The following is a 21858-nucleotide window of genomic DNA, read 5'->3' on the forward strand; positions in this document are numbered from 1 at the left end:
GCGCGTGCGCCGCGCCCCCGGCAGGACTCGAACCTGCGACCTAGGGATTAGAAGGCCCTTGCTCTGTCCAGCTGAGCTACGGAGGCATGCCCGGGCGGCGAGGTGTCCACGCCGGGGCGAGTCCCAGTGTAGTGAGCGCCACGACCTGCCATGATCGGCACCATGTCGGTCCGAGTCGTCGTGCGTGAGGCGCGGGTGAGCACCTCGTCCGCCGATCTCGCGCTGCTCGACGCCGGCGAGCGCGACCGCGCCGGGCGCAAGCGGGAGACCGCTCCCTTCGTCACGGGCCACGCGCTCGTGCGGCGCCTCCTCGCCGACCTGCTCGACCGCGACCCGGCGTCGTTGGCCTTCGCCCAACGGTGCACCACGTGCGGCAGCGACGCTCACGGCAAGCCGAGCGTGCTCGACGCCCCCGGGTGGCACTTCTCGCTGTCGTACACCCCCTCCGTCGCCGTCGTCGCGGCCACGGAGGGCGCGGACGTCGGGGTCGATGTCGAGGACCTCACCGACGCCGACTTCGACGGCTTCGCCGCGGCCACCCTCGCTCGGCACGAGGTGGAGGGCTTTGCCGGCCTCGCGGGGCACGAACTGCTCGTGGCGCGCGCCCGGGTGTGGGCCCGCAAGGAGGCGGTGCTCAAGGCAACCGGTCACGGCCTCGTGGTCGACCCCGCCGAGGTGCTCGTCTCGGGGCCGCTCGACCCGCCGGCGCTCGTCGGCTGGCAGGCGGAGGAGCCGCGCCCGGCCGCGATCACCATCGCCGACGTCGAGCTGGCGAGCGAGGACCACCGGGCCGCAGTGGCCGTGCTGACCGACGAGCCCGTGGAGATCGTCGGCCAGCAGGCCTGAGCGGTCAGACCGCGCCGGCGAACTCGCGGCGGCGGGCGGTCATCGAGTCGAGCAGCACCCGCTCGCGGTGCAGGGCCTGCGGGTCCGCCGCGTGGCTCAGCTGGCGGAAGCGCAGCAGGGCCAGCTCCGAGGCGCAGTCCTGGAAGCTGCGCATGGAGCGCAACCCGCCCGGGCCGCGGTGGTAGCGCGCCCAGCGACGCGCCGCCCGGCGGGCCTTCATCGACGCGAGCATCGTGACCTCGGCACCGGAGATCCACCCGGTGTCGACGTAGGCCATGAGGTGCTGGCCGATGACCCTGCCCTCGCGCTTGCGGGTCCAGATGACGAAGCCGACGAAGACGACGAAGACGACGAAGCCGAAGCCGAGGTTGACGACCAGACCGATCTCGCCGCTCGAGGCGCCGAGGTTCCACAGACCGTGGAGGAGGACCGCGGCGCACCAGCCGATGATCGGCGCGACGATCTTGACGCCCGTCGAGCGCGACACCGCGGCCACCCCGACGCCGACCCCCGTCATCGCCGTGAACATCGGGTGGCAGAAGGGGGTGACGAGGCCGCGCAGGATGAAGGTCGCGCGGAAGCCCTCCACCCCGTGCTCGATCCCGGAGACGGCGAGGTACTGGATGTTTTCGGTGAAGGCGAAGCCCGCGGCCACGATGCCCGCGTAGACGATGCCGTCGGTCAGGCCGTTGAACTCACGACGCATGAACCACCACATGATGAGGAGGAAGACCCCCTTCGTCGTCTCCTCGACGAGCGGCGCCGAGACGACGGTCGTGAGCACCTCCTCGTTTTCTGCGCCGAAGATGGCCCCCAGGACGGCCCCGAAGATCCCGTTGCCGATGATCGCGAGCATCGTCGAGCCCAGCGCGCCGTAGAGGAAGGCCGTCAGCAGGTAGCGCCAGGGCTCGGCCTCGAAGCGGTCGAGCCACAGGAAGATCGGGACGACGATGCACAGCGGGATGAGCGCCGCGATGAGGCTGACGAGGACGAGGACGACCCCGAGGCTCGGCAGCCACATGAGCGCGAAGAGGAGCATGAGGAGGAGAGAGAAGAGGGCGACGATGCCGCCGAGGATCCAGGTCCGCAGTGTGGGGCGCGGCGTCGGGTTGCTCTGCGCGGCCGACGTCACGTAGTGCGCCGAGTACTGCTGCTGCTGCAGCCAGGCCTGGTGCTGCTGGTACTGCTGCGCCGCCTGGTGCTGAGCGGCCGCCTGCTGCTGGGCGGCGGCCTGCTGGGCAGCGCGCTGCTGCTCCTCGTAGGCGCGCTGCAGCTCGAGGACCTTGGCCCGCGAGTCGGTGCGCGCGGTCTCCTCGGCCAGGGCGATGGAGCGCGTCGCCGTGCGGTACCACTCCGGCTCGTCCGGCACGGGGCGGCGCATCATCCGTCGGGACAGCGTGTCCTCCGGCGCGCCGCCGCTCGGCGGGGCCGGGGGCTGCCCGGCAGGCCGAGGCGGGGTGGTCCCCGCGCTGGTGGGCGGAGGAGGCGTCGCTCCCCCCAGGGGCGGCGGCGGGGTCGACGTCACGGCAGCCGGCGGCGGGGGTGGCGTGCCCGGAGCCGGCGGCTGACCGTGGGGAGGCGGGGGTGGCGTCGCGGTCATGGCGTCAACGCTAACCGAGCAGGGGCCGCCTGTCGGTGGGTAGGACTCCCCAGTGACCGGGGCCTCAAGTCCCCCGCGGCTAGGGTGGCGGACGTGACTTCCTCCACCACGAACTCGTCCGAACGCATCGTCTGGATCGACTGCGAGATGACCGGGCTCTCCCTCGAGCACGATGCCCTCATCGAGGTGGCCGTGCTCATCACCGACTACGAGCTCAACCATCTCGACGACGGGCTCGACGTCATCGTCCGTCCGCCCGAGGCAGCTCTCACCCAGATGAACGACTTCGTGCGCGACATGCACACGAGCTCCGGCCTGCTCGACGTGCTCGCCGACGGGATGACGCTCGAGCAGGCCGAGGAGGCCGTGCTGGCCCACGTGCGCGCGTACGTCCCCGACGCCGGCAAGGCGCCGCTCGGCGGCAACACGGTCGCGACCGACCGCGCCTTCCTCGCCCGGGACATGCCGACCCTCGAGGGGCACCTGCACTACCGGATGATCGACGTCTCCTCGATCAAGGAGCTCTCCCGCCGCTGGTACCCGCGCGCCTACTTCGCCTCCCCCGACAAGCACGGCGGCCACCGGGCCCTCGCCGACATCACCGAGTCGATCGCCGAGCTGCGCTACTACCGCGAGGCCGTCTTCCGACCGCAGCCCGGGCTGGAGAGCGCGGAGCTCAAGGAGATCGCCGCGCGCCACCAGGTGTCCGGCCCCGACGCGGGCTAAGCGGCGGCCCTCGGCCCGAGCACGACGAAGGCCCCCCGGGTGAACCCGGGGGGCCTTCGCCATCCTGGGGTGAGTAACGGGACTTGAACCCGCGACCCTCGCGACCACAACGCGATGCTCTACCAGCTGAGCTATACCCACCACGGCTGCCTGTCTCAGGCAGCGCGGACCATCGTACCTGCTCTCGGAGGGTGCTCGTGACCACCCACCTCCCGGGTCCGTACAGGCGGATCGGGCACGATGGCAGGGTGATCACCACCGACCGCCCCCATCCCCCCTTCGTCCGTGTCGCGACCGTCCTCGCCGCCCTCGCCGCGCTGCTCCTCGCCGCGCTCGTCGCGGCGCCCCCGGCAGCCGCGCACGCCCGGCTCGAGGCGTCCAGCCCCAAGGACGGCTCGACCCTCACGGCCACGCCGCCGGAGGTGATGCTGCGCTTCAACGAGCCGGTCAAGGACGGGCTCAACCAGGTGAGCGTCAAGAGCGGCTCGACCGACGTCACCGACGGGGACCTCGAGCTCGCGGGCAACACGGTCTACCAGCCGCTCAAGACGGTCATCGACGCCGGCGACTACACGATCACGTACAAGGTCGTCAGCGCCGACGGGCACCCGATCAGCGGATCGGTGAAGTTCACCTACGCCCCGCCGGAGGGCGACCAGGGTGCGGGCGAGCCGACGACCTCGGCGACGTCGGGGACCTCGAGCGACGCGCCGAGCAGCTCGTCGTCGACCTCCGGCACGACCCCGCCCCCCGCCTCGAGCACGTCGGAGCCGACGACCCCCTCCTCCACGCAGGAGCCGAGCACGAGCAGCTCCACCTCGCCCGAGGAGAGCGCCTCGACCAGCCCGACGGACGGCGAGACCGCTCCGTCGCTGCCCGACGACTCCGGGACGACCGACGACGCCGCAGGCGAGGAGGCGACCACCGACGACGACTCCGGCACGCCGTGGTGGGCTTGGGCGGCCGGCCTCGGCGGCCTGCTCGTCATCCTGGCCGGCATCGGCCTGCTCCTGCGCGGCCGCCGGGACCCCGGCGACGCCGAGGAGATCGACCTCGACGAGTGGCGCGACTGACCCACGGCACCACGACGAAGGGCCCCACCGCGATGCGGTGGGGCCCTTCGTGATCTGTGCGCCAACAGGGACTCGAACCCCGAACCCGCTGATTAAGAGTCAGCTGCTCTGCCAATTGAGCTATTGGCGCGCGAGGAGAGACATTAGCACCACGATGCCGCGGAGACGAAATCGACGCCACGACAAGGCATCCGGCGCCTGACCACGGCATGACGAAGGGCGGACCCCGCCGGGGAACCGCCCCTCGTCACGCTGTGGTGAGGTCACCAGGAGCGCTTGGCGCGCTGCCGCTCCCACTTCTTGTGCTTGCGGTTGGTCGAGATGATCTTCAGGACGATCAGGCCCGCGACGGCAGCCGCCGCGATCGCGACACGGTCCATCCGCAGCTCGCCCGACTCGGTGCGCGTCGCCTGCGCGAAGGAGGCCTTGGCCTGCTCCTTCTGGCGGGCCACGACGTTCTTGGGCGCAGCCCGGACCGTCAGCTCGTCGATCGTCTGGGCGAGCCGGTCACGGGTCGTCACGATGTCGTTCTCGAGCTTGGTCATGCTCGGGTTGTCATTGCTCACGTGGGGGTTCCGTCCTTACTCGATGCCGAGGTCGCGGCGGATGCGGGCCACGTGGCCCGTCGCCTTGACGTTGTACTGGGCGTGGGTGACCACGCCATCTTCTCCGACGACGATCGTAGAGCGGATGACGCCCTGGACCGTCTTGCCGTACAACTTCTTCTCACCATAGGCGCCCCAGGCGGTCATCACCGCCTTGTCCGCGTCGGAGAGGAGCGTGATCGTCAGCCCGTCGCGCTCGCGAAACTTCGCGAGCTTCGCCGGCTGATCCGGGGAGATGCCGATGACCTCGGTGTCGGCGGCGCGCAGCGCCTCGAGCGAGTCGCTGAAGTCGCACGCCTGCTTGGTGCAACCCGGGGTCATCGCCGCCGGGTAGAAGTAGACGATGACCCGCTTGCCGCGGAAGTCGCTCAGGGAGACCTCGGTCCCGGTGTCGTCGGGGAGGGTGAAGTCCGGCGCTTGGTCGCCCGGGCTGAGTCGCTCGCCCATCTCGCCTCGCTCTCTGTGGCACTGCGCGTGCCCTATGGTCGGTGGACGCTCTGCCCCGAACCTATCCCAGAGCCCCGCGCTGCCGAAGGAGTCACATGCACGTCCCCGACGGATTCCTCGACGTCCCGACATCGGTCGCGACCGGCGTCGTGGCGGCCGCCGGCGTGACCCTCGCGCTGCGCCGCAGCCGCGGCGAGGTCGACGACCGGGTCGCTCCCCTCGCCGGGCTCGTCGCGACCTTCGTCTTCGCGGCCCAGATGCTCAACTTCCCCGTGGGAGCGGGCACCTCAGGCCACCTCATCGGCGGTGCCCTCGCGGCCGTGCTCGTCGGGCCGTGGGTCGCGACGCTGTGCCTCACGGTCGTCCTGCTCGTGCAGGCGCTCGTCTTCGCCGACGGCGGGCTGACGGCGCTCGGCACCAATGTCGTCCTCATGGCGATCGTCGGCGTCTGGGTCGGCTGGGCCGTCTTTGCGGCGGCCCGACGGGTGCTGCCGGCTCGCACCGGGAGCGTGCCAGTGGCCGCGTCCGTCGGCGCACTGGTGTCCGTGCCGGCCGCCGCCGCCGTCTTCACCGGGCTCTTCGCGATCGGCGGCACGGCCCCGGTCGAGCTGGGGGCGCTGCTGACGGCGATGCTCTCGTGGCACGTCGTCATCGGGATCGGTGAGGCCGTCATCACGGGTCTCGTGGTCTCCGCCGTCCTGTCGGTGCGACCCGACCTCGTGCACGGGGCCCCGCAACCCGTCGAGCCGCACCTCCGCGCGGACGAGGCGGTCGCCCGATGAGGCAGCGCGTCTCCACCCGCACCCTCGTGGTCGCCGGCCTCGCCGTCTGCCTGTTGCTCGCGGCCGTGGTGAGCGCCTGGGCCTCGGGCCACCCCGACGGGCTCGAGCACGTCGCCGAGACCCTCGGCTTCGCCGACTCCGCCGGCGACCACGCCGCCGAGGGGTCTCCCTTCGCCGACTACGGGACGAAGGGGGTCGACGGCCCGCTCTCCGGCGGCCTGGCCGGGGTCGTCGGCGTCGCGCTGACCGCCGCCGTCATGTGGCTCGTGCTGCGTCTCGTGCGCCGCCGCGACTGAGGTGGCCGGACCGCACCACCACGCGCTGGCCCACCACGGCCGGTCCTGGTTGCACCGAGCACCGGCCCACCTGAAGATCGTCGCCACGCTGCTCTTCGTCGTCGCGGTCGTCGCGACGCCGCGGGAGGCGGTGTGGGCCTTCGGGGTGCACGCGGCGCTCCTCCTCACGACGGTGCTCGTCAGTCGCGTCCCCGTGCGGCACCTGGCTCCCCGACTGCTCGTCGAGGTGCCCTTCGTCGTCTTCGCCGTGCTCATGCCCTTCGTCGCGACGGGGCCGCGGACCGACGTCGGGCCGCTGTCCCTCTCGGTCGCCGGCCTGTGGGGCGCGTGGGGTCTCCTCGCGAAGGGCACGCTCGGGGTCGGGGCCTCGCTGCTGCTCGCTGCCACCACTCCCCCGGCCGACGTCGTCGCCGGCCTGGCCCGACTGCGGCTGCCCGCACAGCTCGTCCTCATCCTCGGCTTCATGGTCCGCTACACCGACGTCGTCGGCGGCCAGCTGCAGGCGATGCGGGTGGCCCGCGAGTCCCGCGGCTTCCGCGGCGGCGGACTGCGCTCGTGGCCGGTCCTCGCGGGCACCGCCGGCGCGCTCTTCATCCGCTCGTACGAGCGGGGCGAGCGAGTGCACCTCGCGATGCTCTCGCGTGGCCACGACGGGCGCCTGCGCGTCGACCGGACGCCCGTGCCCGCCACGACCTGGGTCCTCGCGATGCTGCTGCCCCTGGCCGCGGGCACGGTGCTCGTCTGCGCGATGATGACCTCGTGAGCACGCCCGTCATCGACCTGCGCGGGGTCCGGCACACCTACCCGGACGGGCACCGTGCTCTCGACGGCGTCGACCTGCACATCCACCCCGGTGAGCGGGTGGCCCTGCTCGGGCCCAACGGCGCGGGCAAGACGACGCTCGTGCTCCACCTCAACGGCATCCTCACCCCGACGAGCGGGTCCGTCGCCGTCTCGGGGCTGCCCGTGGTCCGTGAGCACCTGCTCGACGTGCGCCGGCGGGTCGGCATTGTCTTCCAGGACCCCGACGACCAGCTCTTCATGACGACCGTCGCGCAGGACGTCGCCTTCGGCCCGCGCAACCTCGGGCTCTCGGCGGACGAGGTCGACGCCAGGGTCGAGGAGGCCCTCACGGCGGTCGGCATGCTCGACGTCGCCGACCGGCCCCCGCACCACCTGTCCTTCGGGCAGAAGCGGCGGGTCGCGGTCGCGACCGTGCTCGCGATGCGACCGGAGATCCTCGTGCTCGACGAGCCGAGCAGCAACCTCGACCCGGCCTCGCGTCGCGAGCTCGCCGAGATCGTCGACGGCCTCGACATCACGGTGCTCATGGTGACGCACGACCTGCCGTACGCCCTCCAGCTGTGCGAGCGGTCGGTCGTGCTTTCCGAAGGGAGGGTTGTCGCCGACGACGCGACGCGCGAGGTGCTCTCGGACGGCGAGCTCATGGCGGCGCACCGGCTGGAGCTGCCCTACGGCTTCGACCCGCGGTCGGTGCCGGGGCGCACGCGCGGCTGACCGGTGCGATCAGTCGGTGATGCCGACGAAGGTCGGCTCGAGGACGATCTCGCTGCGCAGGCTCTGCGCGATGAAGCACTCCCTGTGGGCGACCTCGACGAGCCGCTCGACCTTGGCGCGGGGGGCCGGGGCAGCGAGGGTGATGTGCGGACGCAGGACGATCCGGGTCACCCACATCGGCCGCTCGCCCTCCGGCATCTCCCCCACCGCCTCGTCCCAGTAGTCGACGACGTCGAGGCGGGCCCGGGCGGCGACGGCGAGGAAGGAGAGCATCTGGCAGCTGCTCGCCGCCGCGACGAGGAGCTGCTCGGGGTTGGGCAGGCTGGCGTCGCCCCGGAAGGCAGCGTCGCTGCTCGCGTGCGTCGTCATCGACGCCATCGTCAGCTCGTACTCGCGGGAGTAGTCGTCGTAGCCGACGCCCGTCGAGCCCGACCAGGCGAGGGTCGTGGTGAAGGAGTGGTCGCTCACCGGGCACCTCCTTGAGCGAGAATCGTTGTCGGTGGTCAACTCTAGAGTTCCCTCATGGGGAGGAAGTACACAAAGGAACTGCTGGAAGAGGCTGCTGCCAACTCGACTTCGGTCGCGGGGATTCTCAGATACCTGGGGTTGAGGCAAGCCGGAGGCACCCAGGCCCACATAGGACGCATGCTGAAGAAGCTCGAAGTGGACACGTCTCACTTCACGCAACGTGGTCTGCTTCCCACGAAACCTCCACTGACGGCGGCACAGATCCTCGTCCGGAAGCCTCGCGACGCAAACCGGACCAAGCCTGAGCAACTCCGACGTGCGCTCAATGAGATCGGTCGGCCGTACGTGTGCGAGATGTGCGGGTGCGATGGAAACTGGCAAGTGCCACACCATCTCGTTGCATGTTGATCACATCGACGGCGACATGACGAACAACGTGCCTGAAAGCGTCCGCTACCTATGTCCGAACTGCCATTCCACAACCGAAACGTTCGCCGGCCGACAGAAGGGTCGCTACACCAGCGCCTAGACTGCACGACCGAGCCGAAGTGGCGGAAATGGCAGACGCGCGGCACTTAGGATGCCGTGTCCACGGGCGTGCGGGTTCAAGTCCCGCCTTCGGCACAAGAGATTTTGAGTGGAGGACTGGACCGTGTCAGAGCGACCGGAGATCGTGTGCATCTGCGGTTCGCAGATGACCTGCGTAGGGCACACCGGGATCTGACCCTCTCGGGACTCATCGCCCTCATGCCCGGCGAGATCGACGGGGAGGTCACCAGCGACCAGAAGGCCATGCTGGACGCACTCCACCTGCGCAAGATCGACCTCGCCGACAGGGTGCTCGTGGTCAACCCGGGCGGGTACATCGGCGAGTCCACTCGCTCAGAGATTGCCTACGCTCGCGCCACCGAAACGCCTGTCTCGTTCACCGACCCCCTCTGAATGGTCAGCCTTGCGTGGGCACGCTCCCAGATCGGCCCCTAGCCGCGCTTTAGCCTCGAGACGCGGGTCCGGACAGGTTTCGAGGCTCGGCCGCGGGCGGCCTCGCACCTCAACCAGCGTGGGGCGTCAGGTGCTCGCGCAGCAGCGGGACCATGGCGCGGAGGGCACGGCCGCGGTGGCTGATCGCATTCTTTTCCACGTCGGTGTACTGCGCCAGGGTGCGGGTGTCGCCGTCGGGGACGAAGATCGGGTCGTAGCCAAACCCGTTGTCCCCCACCGCCTCCCGCACGATGACCCCGGGGACCTCCCCTTCGCTCGTCACGGTGGTGCCGCCGGGGATCGCGAGGACAGCCGCACAGCGGAAGGCCGCCCGGCGGTGCTCGTCGGGCACGTCAGCGAGCTGGTCGAGCAGGAGCTGGAGGTTGCGGCGGTCCTTCTCGGCCCGCGGCAGGTCCGCCCCGTCGTGCAGACCCGACCACCGCGCGGAGAAGATGCCCGGGCTGCCGCCGAGCACCTCGACGGCCAGGCCGGAGTCGTCGGCGAGCGCGGGCAGCGAGGTGCGCATCGCGACGTGCTCGGCCTTCAGGCGCGCATTGCCGGCGAAGGTCACCTCAGTCTCCGGGATCTCACCGACCTCGGGGAAGGCGGCCATCGAGACGATCTCGAGGCCCAGGTCCGCCTCGCCGAGGATCTGCTGCAGCTCGTTGACCTTGTGCTCGTTGTGCGTCGCGAGGACGACCCGCCGGGTCACAGCACGCGCTCCCGCGGGGTCTCGGCGAGCGCCTCCTGCTGCTTCTTGGTGAGCGCGGCGCAGCCGGTGGTGGCCAGGTCGAGCAGCTCACCCAGGAGCGCCCGGTCGAAGGGAGCGCCCTCCGCCGTGCCCTGCACCTCGATGAACTCGCCGGTGCCGGTCATGACGACATTCATGTCGGTCTCGGCGGTGGAGTCCTCGGGGTAGTCGAGGTCGCAGACCGCGCGGCCGTCGACGACGCCGACCGAGACCGCGGCGAGCGAGCCGGTGAGCGGCGTCGCACCGGACGGGATCAGGCCACGGCTGCGGGCGTCCTCGACGGCGTCGACGAGGGCGACGTAGGCGCCCGTGATGGCCGCAGTGCGGGTGCCACCGTCGGCTTGCAGGACATCGCAGTCGAGGACGATCGTGTTTTCCCCCAGCGCCTTGGTGTCGATGACCGCGCGCAGGCTGCGGCCGATGAGGCGGGAGATCTCGTGGGTGCGGCCGCCGACCTTGCCCTTGCGCGAGTCGCGCCCGCTGCGGGTGTTGGTCGAGCGCGGCAGCATCTCGTACTCGGCGGTGACCCAGCCGGTGCCCTGGCCCTTGAGCCAGCGCGGCACCCCCGCCTCGAAGCTCGCAGCGACGAGCACGCGGGTGCGGCCGAACTCGACGAGGACCGAGCCCTCGGCGTGGTCGAGCCAGTTGCGCGTGATGCGCACCTCGCGCAGCTGCTCGGGGGTGCGTCCGTCGTGCCGGGGGGTGGTGTCAGTCATGCGCTCAGGCTAACGATCCACGACGGCCGTAGGCTCACCGCCGTGGACAAGCACCGCGACATCACCCTGCCCGGTGGCGCGACGACGACCCTGCACGTCGCGGGGACCGAGGCGACGTCCGCTCCCTTCGTCCTCGTCATGCCAGCCATGGGGGTGCCGGCGGGCTATTACGGCCCCTTCGTCGACGAGCTCGCCCGGCACGGCCTGGCCGCCGGCGTCGCCGACTACACCGGCCAGGACGAGTCGCTGCCGCACGTCGGCCGCGGACGCGACCTCGGCTACGACGACCTCGCCCACGGCTGGCTGCCGGCAGTCGTCGACGCCGTCCGCCGGCAGCACGACGGCCCGGTCGTCGCCCTGGGGCACTCCCTCGGCGGCCACGTCCTCGCTGCGCACCTCGCCGGCCCGACGCCCGCAGTCGACGCCGCCGTGCTCATCGGGTCGGGGACGCCGCACTGGCGGGCGCAGCAAGGGGTCAAGACGCTCGCGCAGACGCAGCTCATCGCGGTGATCTCGCGGCTGTGCGGCTTCTGGCCCGGCGCGCGCCTCGGCTTCGGCGGGACGCAGGCGGTGACCCTGATGCGCGAGTGGGCGGCCTTCTCCCGCACCGGACGCCTGGCTCCCGGGGGTCGCAACATCGCGTCGGAACTCGCCGAGCGCACCCTGCCGCTGCTCGTCGTCGACCTCGACAACGACACCCTCGCACCCCCGGCTGCCGTCGACGAACTCGTCGAGCTCTTCGCGAGCGCCGACGTCGAGCGCTTCACCTTCACCAAGGCAGTGGACGCCCCGGGCAAGGCGGTCAACCACTATAGCTTCGCCCGCTCCCCCGAAATCATCGGCGAGCGGATCGCCGCCTGGGTCACCGGACGGGTCGGCGAGCGCGCACGACCTTAGGGCGATGCGGTCCGGCGGGCGAGGTCCTGGGTGACCCGTTGGGTCTCCGGGCCCACCTCGACCCGGGTGGGGACCCCGAGGACGAGCGGCATCTGCGGCTGCTGGTGCCCCACGTCGGCGTCGAGCACGACGGGCACATCGAGCCCACCGAGGGCGTCGCGCACCGCCTCGTGGTGGGTCAGGGTCGGCGCATCGGGTGCAGGCGTGCGGCCGATGACGACGCCGGCGCACCGGTCGAACCACCCCGCCAACCGCAGCCCGTGCAGGCAGCGGACGATCTCGAAGGCATTGCCCTCCGCGGCCTCGAGCAGGACCACGGGCGGCTGCTCCTGCACCTGCGCCCACGACCACACGTCGCCGAAGGGAGTCCCCGCCAGCGGCGAGAGCACCTCGATGCACCCGCCGATCAACGGCCCGGCGAAGCTCGCGGACTCCCCCTCGAGCAGAGACCACCCGGTGGGCTCGGTGAGCGTCAACTCGTCGACGCCCGGGTCGGCCTCGTAGTCGTCCCAACCGGCGGCGCGGCGGTGCGTGGCGGCGGTCTGGGTGAGCCCGCCACCTTCGGCCATGGCCACGTCGAGCCAGTGAAGGTGACCGGGAGCCGGGGCGTACGGCGTGTCCATGAGGTTGCTGCCGTGCAGCGTCGCCCAGCCGGCCCGCAACGTGAGCGGCAGCATCGTCGTGGTCGTGTCGGAGAAGCCGACGTACCAGGTCGGGTCGCACTGCGAGAGCAGGTCGAGGTCGAGCCACGGGAGGACGTCAATGCCCGTTTCTCCGCCCCACGGCGGGACGACGGCGGCGACGTCCGGGTCGACCAGCAGGGCCATGAGCTCGTCCGCCCGCGCCTCCCTCGACGCGGAGACGTGGTCGCCGCCCCTGAGACAGACCCCTTCGACGACCTCGAAGCCGCGCCGCCGCAGCCCGGCGACCGCCAGGTCGAGGCGGGGCTGCAGGGTCGGCGGGACCCCGGAGCTCGGTGCGGTGACCGCGATCGTGTCACCGGGGCGAAGGGGGGTGGGCAGGCGCGCGTCCATGGCCCCACCCCAGCAGGTTCGTCGGCCGGCGTCGAGCGCGGCGGCGTGTCGCGCGGCAGTTCGGGGTCACGGCACCCTCACATCGGCGATGCTTCGTCGCTCGACGAGCGAACTGCCGCGCGACGCGCCGTGGCGACGCTCAGACGTCGTAGGTCGCGTCCGGGCAGGCCAGCTCGACCTCGCCGGGCCACACGGCGGCGGCCTCGGCGCGGCAGACCTCGGGGTCGTTCCACGCGGGGATGTGGGTGAGCATCAGGCGCCCCACTCCCCCGGCGGCGACGGCGGCCTCGGCCGCCCTGCGTCCGGTCAGGTGGATGCCGCGGGCCTCGTCGCGCCCCTCGACGAAGGCTGAGTCGACGAGCACGAGGTCGGCGTCGGCGAAGAGCGGGGTCAGCGCGTCGCAGGAATCGGTGTCGCCGCTGTAGGCGAGCACCCGGCCATCGGCCTCGACGCGGAAGCCGTAGGCCTCGACCGGGTGGTTGACGCGGAAGGCACGCACGACGAAGGGCCCGAGGTGCGTCGGCACGCTCGTGGAGAGCCGGCGGAAGTCGAGGACCCCGGTCATCCCCCCTTCGTCGATCCCCTCGTAGGCCGCGGCCAGCCGCTCGGCCGCACCCGCCGGACCGTAGACCGGGAGGCGGTCGGCGAGCGGGCCCTCCGGCCGGTAGGTGCGGGTGACGTACATGCCGGTGAGGTCGATGCAGTGGTCGGGGTGCAGGTGGCTGACGAAGACGGCGTCGAGGTCGGCCAGGTCGGTGTGCCGCTGCAGCGCCCCGAGCGCGCCGTTGCCGAGGTCGAGCACAATGCGCCAGGTGCGGCCCTCGTGCTCGGCGGTGACGAGATAGCAGGAGGCCGGCGAGTCGGGCCCCGCGAAGGAACCGGAACAACCGACGACGGTGAGCCTCACGACTCTTCTCCCATGTTGCCGAAGACGTCCGCCACCTCGGGGCCGAGGAAGCGGCGGGCCAGGACCCGGAAGCGCTCCGGGTCCCCCGTCGTGGTGAACCCGTGCCCCGGAGCCGACAGCGACTCGGGACGCAGCAGGTCGTGGTCCGCAAGGACACGGTAGACGTCCTTGGCCGTTTCCTCCGCCGATGAGACGAGCGTGACACCCTCCCCCATGACGTAGGAGAGAGCGCCGACGAGGAGCGGGTAGTGGGTGCACCCGAGGACGAGCGTGTCCACCTCCGCCCGACGAAGGGGGTCGAGGTAGCCGCGGGCGACGTCGAGCACCTCCGGCCCGGAGGTCGTGCCCGCCTCGACGAGCTCGACGAAGCGCGCGCAGGGCTGGGAGAAGACCTCGGTGTGCGGGGCCGCCGCGAAGGCATCGAGGTAGGCGCGCGAGCGGTGCGTGCCCTCCGTGGAGATGACCCCGACCTTGTGGTTGCGGGTGGCGAGGACCGCCCGCCGCACGGCCGGGCGGATGACCTCGACGACGGGCACGTCGTAGCGCTCACGGGCGTCGTGGAGCACTGCGGCCGAGGCGGTGTTGCACGCGATGACGAGCAGTTTGACCCCGTGGTCGACGAGCCGGTCGAGACACTCCAGCGCGAACTCACGCGTCTGCGCGATCGGCCTGGGGCCGTAGGGCGCTCGCGCCGTGTCGCCGAGGTAGGCCACCGACTCGTGGGGCAGCTGGTCGATGATCGCCCGGGCCACCGTCAGCCCGCCGAAGCCCGAGTCGAAGACGCCGATCGGCTGGGCGCTCCCGCTCACTCCGGCGCCCCGCCGACGAGGGCCCGGGTGAGCGACTCCTGCAGCCAGGTGAGGAAGTCGTAGACGCCGAGGGCGAAGACGGCGGGGTCGTCCGGGTCGAGCGTCTCGACGAGCTCCTCGAGCCGGGTCGCGTCGTCGTCGGTGCGCAGCCCGAGGCGCTCGCCCATGACGAGACGCACGTCGGTGAGGGCGACGAGCACCTGCGGTGCCTGCGCGCGCGTGACGACCCACCGGTCGGCATCTGCGGCCTCGAGGGTGGTGATCGTCGTCGCCAGGCCCTCGTGCTTGCGCCGCCGCAGACCCTGCTCCGTGAAGCGGCGGAACTCGGCGGCCTCCTGCTCGTCCTCACGGTTGCCCGTCGGGAAGAGCCGGTCGAGTGCCGGGTCGCGGTCGTGGTCGAGGCCGAAGGCCCGGTCAGGCACCTCGACCCCCGGGTCGACGTCCGTCGACAGGTCACCCAGCCCGGCGACGATCGCCTCGAAGGGGTCGGCGGACTCCCCCTTCGTCGTGGCGGCCGGCGCGACGAGGTCCATGACCTGCGCGCACAGGCCGGCGACGACCGCCCGCTCGGTCTCGTCGAGCAGGGCGACCAGGTGGTCGCCGTCCGCGGCAAAGGCCCGCGCCATCACACGTCCTTCTGGAAGGTCGCCCACAGGCCGTAGCTCTGCAGCGCCTCGGTGTCGGTCTCCATCTGCTCCTTGGGACCGGTCGAGACGACCGCCCGCCCCTTGAGGTGCACGTCCATCATGAGCTTCTCCGCCTGCTGCTTCGGGTAGCCGAAGTGCGTCTGGAAGACCCAGGTCACGTACGACATGAGGTTGACGGGGTCGTTCCACACCAACGTCATCCACGGGGTGTCGACGGCCTCGACGACGTCGGGCTCGCTCGTCTCTTGCTCGGCGGGGGCGATGGACACGCCCTCCACCCTAGAGTGGCGCGCGTGACGATCCGACCCAGCACCGCTCTGCTCACCGACCACTACGAGCTGACCATGCTCCAGGCTGCGCTCCACAGCGGCGCCGCGTCGCGACAGTGCGTCTTCGAGACCTTCGCGCGACGACTGCCCTCCGGCCGTCGCTACGGCGTGCTGGCGGGTGTCGGGCGGGTCCTCGACGCGATCGAGGGCTTCCGCTTCGGCGACGCCGAGCTGGAGCACCTGCGCGCGCACGACGTCGTCGACGTGACGACGCTCGACTTCCTCGCCGACTACCGCTTCGACGGCGACGTGTGGGGCTACGCGGAGGGCGAGACCTACTTCCCCTACTCCCCCGTGCTCGTCGTCGAGTCCGACTTCGCGCACGGCGTGATCCTCGAGACGGTCGTCCTGTCGATCCTCAACCACGACTCCGCCGTCGCCTCGGCCGCGTCGCGGATGACCGGTGCCGCCGGGTCGCGGCCGGTCATCGAGATGGGCAGCCGCCGCACCCACGACGAGGCGGCGGTCGCGGCGGCGCGGGCCGCCTACATCGCCGGCTTCTCGTCCACCTCCAACCTCGAGGCGGGGCGGCGGCACGGCGTGCCGACGGGCGGGACGGCCGCGCACGCCTTCACCCTGCTCCACGAGAGCGAGCGCGAGGCCTTCGAGGCACAGGTCACCTCGCTCGGGGTCGGCACGACCCTGCTCGTCGACACCTACGACGTGACCGAAGGGGTGCGGACGGCCGTCGAGGTCGCCGGCACCTCGCTCGGTGGGGTGCGCCTCGACTCGGGTGACCTCGTGGTCCAGGCGAGCGAGGTCCGCGAGCAGCTCGACGCGCTGGGTGCGACCGAGACCAAGATCGTCGTGACCTCCGACCTCGACGAGTACGCCATCGCGGCGCTGGCGGCGGCGCCCGTCGACACGTACGGCGTCGGCACCCGCGTGGTGACCGGGTCGGGCCACCCGACGGCGTCGATGGTCTACAAGCTCGTCGCCCGCGAGGACGACGAAGGGCGGATGATCGGCGTCGCCAAGAAGAGCAAGGACAAGCAGTCGGTCGGCGGCCGCAAGTACGCCCTGCGCCGGCGCAACCCGCTCGGTGTCGCCGAGGCGGAGGTGCTCGGCATCGGGGAGCAGCCGGTCGGCGACGGCGACGACCGTGACCTCCTCGTGCGGCTCGTCGAGGGCGGCGAGGTCGTCGGGCGCGAGCACGCGAGTCTCGAGGGCGCGCGCGCCCGGCACGAGGCCTCGGTCGCCGAGCTGCCGCGCTCGGCGCACCAGCTGAGCCAGGGTCAGCCGGCCGTCGAGACGGTCTTCCTCACCGAGACGCCGTAGCGGTCTCGACCCACCCTCACAGCGCTGCGACCCCGGGTGTGCGCGCAGGGTAACGCGGGCTTTACGTCCGCGGACCGACGGGGAAACACGGTCTTGCCAGCCTCCCGGCATGACCACGACGCTGCCCGCGAGCACCGCTGACGCCACCACCCCCGCCGGTCCCGTCCGTCGGGCCGGCCGCTGGATCGACCACTGGGACCCGGAGGACGCCGGCTTCTGGGCGGGCGGCGGCCGTGCGGTCGCCCGCCGCAACCTGGGCTGGTCGGTGCTCGCCGAGTTCCTCGGCTTCTGCGTGTGGGCACTGTGGAGCGTCGTCGTGCCGCAGCTGCCCGCCGCCGGCTTCGCGCTGACCCTGGACCAGCAGTTCTGGCTCATCGCGGTGCCGAGCCTCGTCGGCGCCTTCCTGCGGGTCCCCTACACCTTCATGGTCCCGCTCGTCGGCGGGCGCAACTGGACGATCATCTCGGCGCTGCTGCTCCTGCTGCCCACCCTCTCACTGGCCTGGGTCGTGGGCCGGCCGGAGACCCCCTTCGGCCTCCTCCTCGCGATCGCCGCACTCGCCGGCTTCGGCGGGGGCAACTTCGCGTCGTCGATGACCAACATCTCCTTCTTCTTCCCCGAGGCGGAGAAGGGGAAGGCGCTGGGGCTCAACGCAGCCGGCGGCAACCTCGGCACCGGCATCGTGCAGCTCGTCGTCCCCGCCGTCATCGCGATCGGCGCCGGGATCCACCTCGAGCGGGCCGGCCTGCTCTTCGTGCCGCTCGTGCTGCTCGCCGCGCTCGGCGCCTGGCGCGGCATGGACAACCTCAGCACCGCGCGGTCCGACCACCGCAGCTGGGCGAAGGCCGCGACCCACCCCCACACCTGGATCATCTCCTTCCTCTACATCGGCACCTTCGGCTCCTTCATCGGCTACTCGGCGGCCTTCCCGACGCTGCTCACGAGCCAGTTCCCCGAGGTGACGACATCGATCGCCTTCGTCGGCGCGGTCCTCGGCGCCGCGAGCCGACCGCTCGGCGGGACCATCGCCGACCGGCTCGGCGGCGCGCGGGTGACCATCGCGGCCTTCGTCGTCATGGGGCTCGCCGCGGGGCTGGCGATCCTCGCCCTCTCCGCGCACTCCTTCGTCCTCTTCCTCCTCGCCTTCCTCGTGCTCTTCACCGGGGCCGGCATCGGCAACGGCGCGACCTATCGGATGATCCCGGCCGTCTTCCGGGCCGGGGTGCGTGACGGCGAGGAGCTCGCCATCGCACGCCGCAGTGCCGCCGGCTGCATCGGGATCGCCGGCGCCGTCGGTGCCGTTGGCGGCTTCCTCGTGCCGCGTGGTTTCGCGATGTCGACGACCGGCTTCGGCTCGCTCGTGCCGGCGATCGGGGTCTTCATCGCGGCCTACGTCCTCATGGCGACGCTCACGTGGGCGGTCTACGTCCGCCGCGGCGCGCGCCTGGCCGACGAGGGCATCTGATGGTCGACAGCCACTGCCCCTACTGCGCGCTGCAGTGCGCGATGAGTCTGGAGCCGGAGGGTGAGCGGGTCGAGGTCACGGCCCGCGACTTCCCGACCAACCGGGGCGGCATGTGCCGCAAGGGGTGGACCTCCGCCGAGGTGCTGCGCGCCCCCGACCGGCTCACCACTCCCCTGGTGCGCGGCGCCGACGGCGAGCTGCACCCGACGGGCTGGGACGAGGTGCTCGACCTCCTCGCCGGGCGGCTCCGTGAGATCGCGACCGAGCACGGTCCGGACGCGGTGGCCGTCTTCGGCGGTGGCGGGCTGACGAACGAGAAGGCCTACCAGCTCGGCAAGTTCGCCCGGATCGCGTTGCGCACCAAGCACATCGACTACAACGGCCGCTTCTGCATGGCCTCCGCGGCGGCCGCCGCCAACCGGTCGCTCGGGATGGACCGGGGGATGCCCTTCCCCGTCACCGACCTCGACACCTCCGGCGCGATCCTGCTGCTCGGCAGCAATGTCGCCGAGACGATGCCTCCCTTCGTCGGGCACCTCGCGGGAGCTCGCGCGGCCGGTGGGCTCGTCGTCGTCGACCCGCGCCGCTCGGCCACGGCCGACCTCACCGACGACGGGCAGGGCGTCCACCTGCAGCCCGTCCCCGGGACCGACCTCGTCGTGCTCCAGGCACTGCTGCACGTCGTCCTCGCCGAGTCGCTCGCCGACGAGGCCTACCTCGCCGAGCGGACGAGCGGGCTCGACAACGTCGCCCGCTCCGTCGCCGCGTGGTGGCCCGAGCGGGCCGAGCAGGTCTGCGGGGTACCCGCTGACGACCTGCGGGCGACCGCTCGGCTGCTCGCGGCGGCCAGCCCCTCACGGGGAGGCGCGGGCGTCCACGTCCTCACCGGGCGCGGCGTCGAGCAGTCCACCCAGGGCACCGCGACGGTCACCGCCGCGATCAACCTCGCCCTCGCGCTCGGCCTCGTCGGACGCGAAGGGAGCGGCTATGGCGCCCTCACGGGTCAGGGCAACGGCCAGGGTGGGCGCGAGCACGGGCAGAAGGCGGACCAGCTGCCCGGCTACCGGATGATCGCCGACCCGGCCGCCCGCGAGCACGTCGCCGCGGTCTGGGGCGTCGACGCCGACGACCTGCCCGGCCCGGGCCTGCCGGCCGTCGAGCTGCTGCGCTCCCTCGGCACCCCCGACGGACCCCGGGCACTTCTCGTCCACGGGGCCAACCCCGTCGTGAGCGCACCCCGCGCCGATGCCGTCGCCGATCGACTGCGCGCACTCGACCTGCTCGTCGTCTGCGACGTCGTCCCCTCCGAGACCGTCGCCCTCGCCGACATCGTCCTGCCGGTCACGCAGTGGGCCGAGGAGGAGGGCACGATGACCAACCTCGAGGGCCGCATCATCCGTCGCCGCAAGGCCATCGACCCGCCCGACGGCGTCGTCTCGGAGCTGTGGGTGTGGGCCCAGCTCGCCGCCCGCCTCGATGCCCCGGGCACGTGGTCGACGGTCCCGTCGGAGGTCTTCGACGAGCTGGCCAGGGCGAGCGTCGGCGGCCGCGCCGACTACTCCGGGCTGAGCCACGCCCGCCTCGACCGCGAGACCGACCTGCACTGGCCCTGCCCCGCCACCGGCGAAGGGGAGGCCCCGCACCCGGGCACACCGCGCGCCTTCCTCGACGACTTCCCCACGCCCGACGGCAGGGCCCGGCTCGTGCCCGTCGACCACCTCGGGCCGGCCGAGGACCTGCGTCCCGACGCCCCGCTCTTCCTCATCACCGGGCGCGTCCTCGAGCACTACCAGTCGGGGGCCCAGACGCGTCGGGTGGCGGCGCTCCTCGCGGCGCAACCCACCCCCTTCGTCGAGGTGCACCCGCTCCTCGCCCACCGCCTGGGCATCGAGGAGGGCGACCAGCTCGACCTGCGCACGGCGCGGGCCACGGTCACCGCTCCCGCGCGGATCACCGACCGGGTCCGGCCGGACACCGTCTTCATGCCCTTCCACTTCGCCGGCGCCGGGAGCGTCAACCGGGCGACCAATGACGCGGTCGACCCGATCTCGTCGATGCCGGAGTTCAAGGTGTGCGCCGTCGACGTCGCCGCCAGCACGACCGATCTCGTCCCCGAACCGCTGGAGGTCAGCGCATGAGCCACATCGTCGTCATCGGGTACGGGATGGTCGGGTCCCGCTTCGTCGAGGACCTCACGACGGCCGACCACGCCGGCGAACACCTCGTCACGGTGCTCGGCGACGAGGCCTGCGAGCCCTACAACCGAGTGCTGCTCAGCGACGTCGTCGCGGGCACGCGCGGGCTCTCGGCGATCGCCCTCCCCGCGCCCGACCACCCGCGCGTCACGGTGCAGCGCGGCGTCGCGGTGCGGGCGATCGACCGTGGACGCCGCGACGTCGTCCTCGCCGACGACACGCGCGTCCCCTACGACGAGCTCGTCATCGCCACAGGTGCGGCCGCCCGGGTCCCGACGGTCCCGGGTCTCGGTGACGATCCAGCCGGCGGCGACCTGCCGAGCGGCGTCCACGTGCTGCGCTCCATCGACGACGCCCGCGAGATCATCGCGGCGACCCTCAACGCCCGCCGCGCCATCGTCCTCGGCGGCGGCGTGCTCGGCCTCGAGGCCGCGAGCGGGCTCGCCCGACGCGACCTCGCCGTCACCGTCGTCCACCCCTCCCCCGCCCTCATGGAGCGCCAGCTCGACGAGGCCGCCAGCCGGGTCGTCGAGTCGACCCTGCGCCGGACCGGTGTCGACCAGCGGGTCGGCGTCGGGGCGCAGGAGATCGTCGTCGAGGAGGGCCGGCTGCGACGGGTGCAGCTGACCAACGGCGAGGTCCTGGCCGCCGACCTGCTCGTGCTGTGCACGGGCACCGTGCCCCATGTCGCGCTGGCGGCCGAGGCTGGCCTCGAGGTCGACCGCGGCGTCCTCGTCGACGCCGACCTGACGACGAGCGACCCGCACGTGCACGCCATCGGTGACTGCGCCCAACCTCCCGGCGGCGCCAGCGGCCTCGTCGCCCAGGGGTGGGAGCAGGCCCGCCGTCTCGCCGACCTGCTCACCGGTCGTGACCCCGAGGCCGTGACCACCGGCGTCGGCGACGTCGTCAAGCCCAAGACCCACGGTGTCGACATCGTGACGATGGGTGTGTGCGGCAGCGGGCGAGTCGACGACCCCGGCCTGCGCGTCGTGCGGCTGAGCGACCCGGCCGCCGGACGGCACCTCGAGATCGTCGTGCGCGACGGCCTGCTCGTGGGCGCGGCCGCCGTGGGGGCAGGCCGCGTCGGCACCGACCTGATCACCACCTACACCCGTCGCACTCCCCTGCCCGCAGACCCGGCGCACCTGCTGCTGCCGGCCATCGCTCCGGCCGCCACGACGACGCGACGCGACTCCCCTTCGCTCATCCCGGACCAGGCGACGATCTGCCGGTGCAACGGCGTGACGAAGGGGGACATCCGCGCCGAGTTCGCCTCCGGCGCAACGACTGTGGAGCAGATCGCCGCGAGCACCCGGGCGACCACCGGCTGCGGTGGGTGCACCGATGCGGTGTGCGGGATCCTCGACTGGCTCGGCGCAGACACGGGCCCCTCACAGCCCACGACTGCACCCGGTGAGGGCGGGTTCACACCGGGGAAACACGACCAAGACCGAGCCGAAACGAGGGCTTCCTAAGTTGAGCGCC

The 21858-nt window shown here is 72.2% G+C and carries 24 protein-coding genes and 4 tRNA genes; 14 read left to right on the forward strand and 14 right to left on the reverse strand.

Translation table 11 applies throughout. The features are described 5' to 3' along the window. Positions 1-12: 12 nt before the first annotated feature. A tRNA-Arg gene (locus AB4Y78_RS09900) sits at positions 13-86 on the reverse strand. A 76-nt stretch (positions 87-162) separates the two neighbouring features. On the opposite strand from AB4Y78_RS09900, the gene AB4Y78_RS09905 reads away from it, so the two are divergent. Then, complete coding sequence (locus AB4Y78_RS09905) at positions 163-846, forward strand: 4'-phosphopantetheinyl transferase family protein (protein ID WP_441737091.1); 684 nt, start codon at positions 163-165, stop codon at positions 844-846. 4 nt (positions 847-850) lie between these two features. Here the strand turns inward: AB4Y78_RS09905 and AB4Y78_RS09910 are convergent, their stop codons facing one another. Beyond that, a complete protein-coding gene (locus AB4Y78_RS09910) occupies positions 851-2230 on the reverse strand; it encodes a PrsW family intramembrane metalloprotease (RefSeq protein ID WP_441737094.1) in 1380 nt (459 codons plus the stop codon). A gap of 300 nt (positions 2231-2530) precedes the next feature. On the opposite strand from AB4Y78_RS09910, the gene orn reads away from it, so the two are divergent. Then, positions 2531-3172, forward strand: coding sequence for an oligoribonuclease (gene orn / locus AB4Y78_RS09915; RefSeq protein ID WP_441713487.1), 642 nt, complete (start codon positions 2531-2533; stop codon positions 3170-3172). A 65-nt stretch (positions 3173-3237) separates the two neighbouring features. Here the strand turns inward: orn and AB4Y78_RS09920 are convergent. Continuing rightward, a tRNA-His gene (locus AB4Y78_RS09920) sits at positions 3238-3313 on the reverse strand. Between the two features lie 107 nt (positions 3314-3420). On the opposite strand from AB4Y78_RS09920, the gene AB4Y78_RS09925 reads away from it, so the two are divergent. Further along, positions 3421-4245 carry a copper resistance protein CopC gene (locus tag AB4Y78_RS09925; protein WP_128276761.1) on the forward strand — a complete coding sequence of 275 codons (825 nt, stop codon included), beginning with the start codon at positions 3421-3423 and terminating at the stop codon, positions 4243-4245. Between the two features lie 57 nt (positions 4246-4302). On the opposite strand, the gene AB4Y78_RS09930 is transcribed toward AB4Y78_RS09925, so the two are convergent. The 3 genes from AB4Y78_RS09930 to bcp form a co-directional block, all read right to left on the reverse strand. Continuing rightward, positions 4303-4375, reverse strand: a tRNA-Lys gene (locus AB4Y78_RS09930). Positions 4376-4508: 133 nt separating this feature from the next. Further along, on the reverse strand, positions 4509-4811 hold the full coding sequence (locus AB4Y78_RS09935) for a DUF3618 domain-containing protein (protein WP_007929816.1): 303 nt from the start codon (positions 4809-4811) through the stop codon (positions 4509-4511). A gap of 15 nt (positions 4812-4826) precedes the next feature. Continuing rightward, on the reverse strand, positions 4827-5297 hold the full coding sequence (bcp, locus tag AB4Y78_RS09940; protein WP_007929815.1) for a thioredoxin-dependent thiol peroxidase: 471 nt from the start codon (positions 5295-5297) through the stop codon (positions 4827-4829). A gap of 95 nt (positions 5298-5392) precedes the next feature. Between bcp and AB4Y78_RS09945 the strand changes: the two genes are divergently transcribed. The 4 genes from AB4Y78_RS09945 to AB4Y78_RS09960 are packed head-to-tail and all read left to right on the forward strand — an operon-like array spanning position 5393 to position 7893. Further along, on the forward strand, positions 5393-6079 hold the full coding sequence (locus AB4Y78_RS09945) for an energy-coupling factor ABC transporter permease (RefSeq protein ID WP_128276762.1): 687 nt from the start codon (positions 5393-5395) through the stop codon (positions 6077-6079). Continuing rightward, positions 6076-6375: a PDGLE domain-containing protein gene (locus AB4Y78_RS09950; protein ID WP_040881781.1), complete on the forward strand. Its 300-nt coding sequence runs from the start codon at positions 6076-6078 to the stop codon at positions 6373-6375. Before AB4Y78_RS09945 ends, AB4Y78_RS09950 begins: the two co-directional genes overlap by 4 nt. A gap of 1 nt (position 6376) precedes the next feature. Beyond that, on the forward strand, positions 6377-7138 hold the full coding sequence (cbiQ, locus tag AB4Y78_RS09955) for a cobalt ECF transporter T component CbiQ (protein WP_259909661.1): 762 nt from the start codon (positions 6377-6379) through the stop codon (positions 7136-7138). Then, a complete protein-coding gene (locus AB4Y78_RS09960; protein ID WP_259909659.1) occupies positions 7135-7893 on the forward strand; it encodes an energy-coupling factor ABC transporter ATP-binding protein in 759 nt (252 codons plus the stop codon). Before cbiQ ends, AB4Y78_RS09960 begins: the two co-directional genes overlap by 4 nt. 9 nt (positions 7894-7902) lie before the next feature. Here the strand turns inward: AB4Y78_RS09960 and AB4Y78_RS09965 are convergent, their stop codons facing one another. Next, the gene (locus tag AB4Y78_RS09965; RefSeq protein WP_259909658.1) at positions 7903-8361 is read right to left on the reverse strand and encodes an OsmC family protein; all 459 of its coding nucleotides are present in this window, start codon (positions 8359-8361) and stop codon (positions 7903-7905) included. Positions 8362-8903: 542 nt separating this feature from the next. Between AB4Y78_RS09965 and AB4Y78_RS09970 the strand changes: the two genes are divergently transcribed. Then, positions 8904-8985 (forward strand) — tRNA-Leu (locus tag AB4Y78_RS09970). A 123-nt stretch (positions 8986-9108) separates the two neighbouring features. Continuing rightward, positions 9109-9303: a hypothetical protein gene (locus tag AB4Y78_RS09975; protein WP_259920898.1), complete on the forward strand. Its 195-nt coding sequence runs from the start codon at positions 9109-9111 to the stop codon at positions 9301-9303. 109 nt (positions 9304-9412) lie between these two features. Here AB4Y78_RS09975 and rdgB read toward each other — a convergent pair whose 3' ends face one another. Together rdgB and rph are read right to left on the reverse strand one after the other, a co-directional pair. Next, positions 9413-10054 carry an RdgB/HAM1 family non-canonical purine NTP pyrophosphatase gene (rdgB, locus tag AB4Y78_RS09980; RefSeq protein ID WP_441713485.1) on the reverse strand — a complete coding sequence of 214 codons (642 nt, stop codon included), beginning with the start codon at positions 10052-10054 and terminating at the stop codon, positions 9413-9415. Next, positions 10051-10809 (reverse strand): ribonuclease PH, encoded by a 759-nt coding sequence (gene rph, locus AB4Y78_RS09985; protein ID WP_441713483.1) that lies wholly within the window; start codon positions 10807-10809, stop codon positions 10051-10053. The genes rdgB and rph overlap by 4 nt, the downstream gene beginning before the upstream one ends. Before the next feature lie 42 nt (positions 10810-10851). On the opposite strand from rph, the gene AB4Y78_RS09990 reads away from it, so the two are divergent. Continuing rightward, entirely contained in the window at positions 10852-11706 is an 855-nt protein-coding gene (locus AB4Y78_RS09990) for an alpha/beta hydrolase family protein (protein WP_441713481.1), read from the forward strand. Here AB4Y78_RS09990 and AB4Y78_RS09995 read toward each other — a convergent pair. From AB4Y78_RS09995 to clpS, 5 genes are all read right to left on the reverse strand, one after another. Then, positions 11703-12740: a S66 family peptidase gene (locus AB4Y78_RS09995; RefSeq protein WP_441713480.1), complete on the reverse strand. Its 1038-nt coding sequence runs from the start codon at positions 12738-12740 to the stop codon at positions 11703-11705. The two genes, AB4Y78_RS09990 and AB4Y78_RS09995, sit on opposite strands and share 4 nt — an antisense overlap. A gap of 139 nt (positions 12741-12879) precedes the next feature. Further along, a complete protein-coding gene (locus tag AB4Y78_RS10000; protein ID WP_007928200.1) occupies positions 12880-13647 on the reverse strand; it encodes an MBL fold metallo-hydrolase in 768 nt (255 codons plus the stop codon). Then, positions 13644-14456, reverse strand: a complete 813-nt coding sequence (murI, locus tag AB4Y78_RS10005; RefSeq protein WP_265229780.1) for a glutamate racemase — start codon at positions 14454-14456, stop codon at positions 13644-13646. The genes AB4Y78_RS10000 and murI overlap by 4 nt, the downstream gene beginning before the upstream one ends. Beyond that, positions 14453-15082 carry a DUF2017 domain-containing protein gene (locus tag AB4Y78_RS10010; protein WP_265229781.1) on the reverse strand — a complete coding sequence of 210 codons (630 nt, stop codon included), beginning with the start codon at positions 15080-15082 and terminating at the stop codon, positions 14453-14455. The genes murI and AB4Y78_RS10010 overlap by 4 nt, the downstream gene beginning before the upstream one ends. Next, on the reverse strand, positions 15082-15372 hold the full coding sequence (gene clpS, locus AB4Y78_RS10015) for an ATP-dependent Clp protease adapter ClpS (RefSeq protein ID WP_441713478.1): 291 nt from the start codon (positions 15370-15372) through the stop codon (positions 15082-15084). The genes AB4Y78_RS10010 and clpS overlap by 1 nt, the downstream gene beginning before the upstream one ends. A 15-nt stretch (positions 15373-15387) precedes the next feature. On the opposite strand from clpS, the gene AB4Y78_RS10020 reads away from it, so the two are divergent. The 4 genes from AB4Y78_RS10020 (at position 15388) to AB4Y78_RS10035 (ending at position 21848) form a co-directional block, all read left to right on the forward strand. Then, on the forward strand, positions 15388-16710 hold the full coding sequence (locus AB4Y78_RS10020; RefSeq protein WP_441713477.1) for a nicotinate phosphoribosyltransferase: 1323 nt from the start codon (positions 15388-15390) through the stop codon (positions 16708-16710). A gap of 109 nt (positions 16711-16819) precedes the next feature. Continuing rightward, on the forward strand, positions 16820-18175 hold the full coding sequence (locus AB4Y78_RS10025) for an MFS transporter (protein ID WP_007928192.1): 1356 nt from the start codon (positions 16820-16822) through the stop codon (positions 18173-18175). Further along, positions 18175-20313, forward strand: a complete 2139-nt coding sequence (locus AB4Y78_RS10030; RefSeq protein WP_128276767.1) for a molybdopterin oxidoreductase family protein — start codon at positions 18175-18177, stop codon at positions 20311-20313. Before AB4Y78_RS10025 ends, AB4Y78_RS10030 begins: the two co-directional genes overlap by 1 nt. Beyond that, positions 20310-21848 carry an FAD-dependent oxidoreductase gene (locus tag AB4Y78_RS10035; protein ID WP_441737097.1) on the forward strand — a complete coding sequence of 513 codons (1539 nt, stop codon included), beginning with the start codon at positions 20310-20312 and terminating at the stop codon, positions 21846-21848. The genes AB4Y78_RS10030 and AB4Y78_RS10035 overlap by 4 nt, the downstream gene beginning before the upstream one ends. Positions 21849-21858: the final 10 nt, after the last annotated feature.

This window comes from Janibacter sp. RAF52, assembly GCF_052114035.1.
GTDB classification, from domain to species: Bacteria; Actinomycetota; Actinomycetes; order Actinomycetales; family Dermatophilaceae; genus Janibacter; species Janibacter hoylei.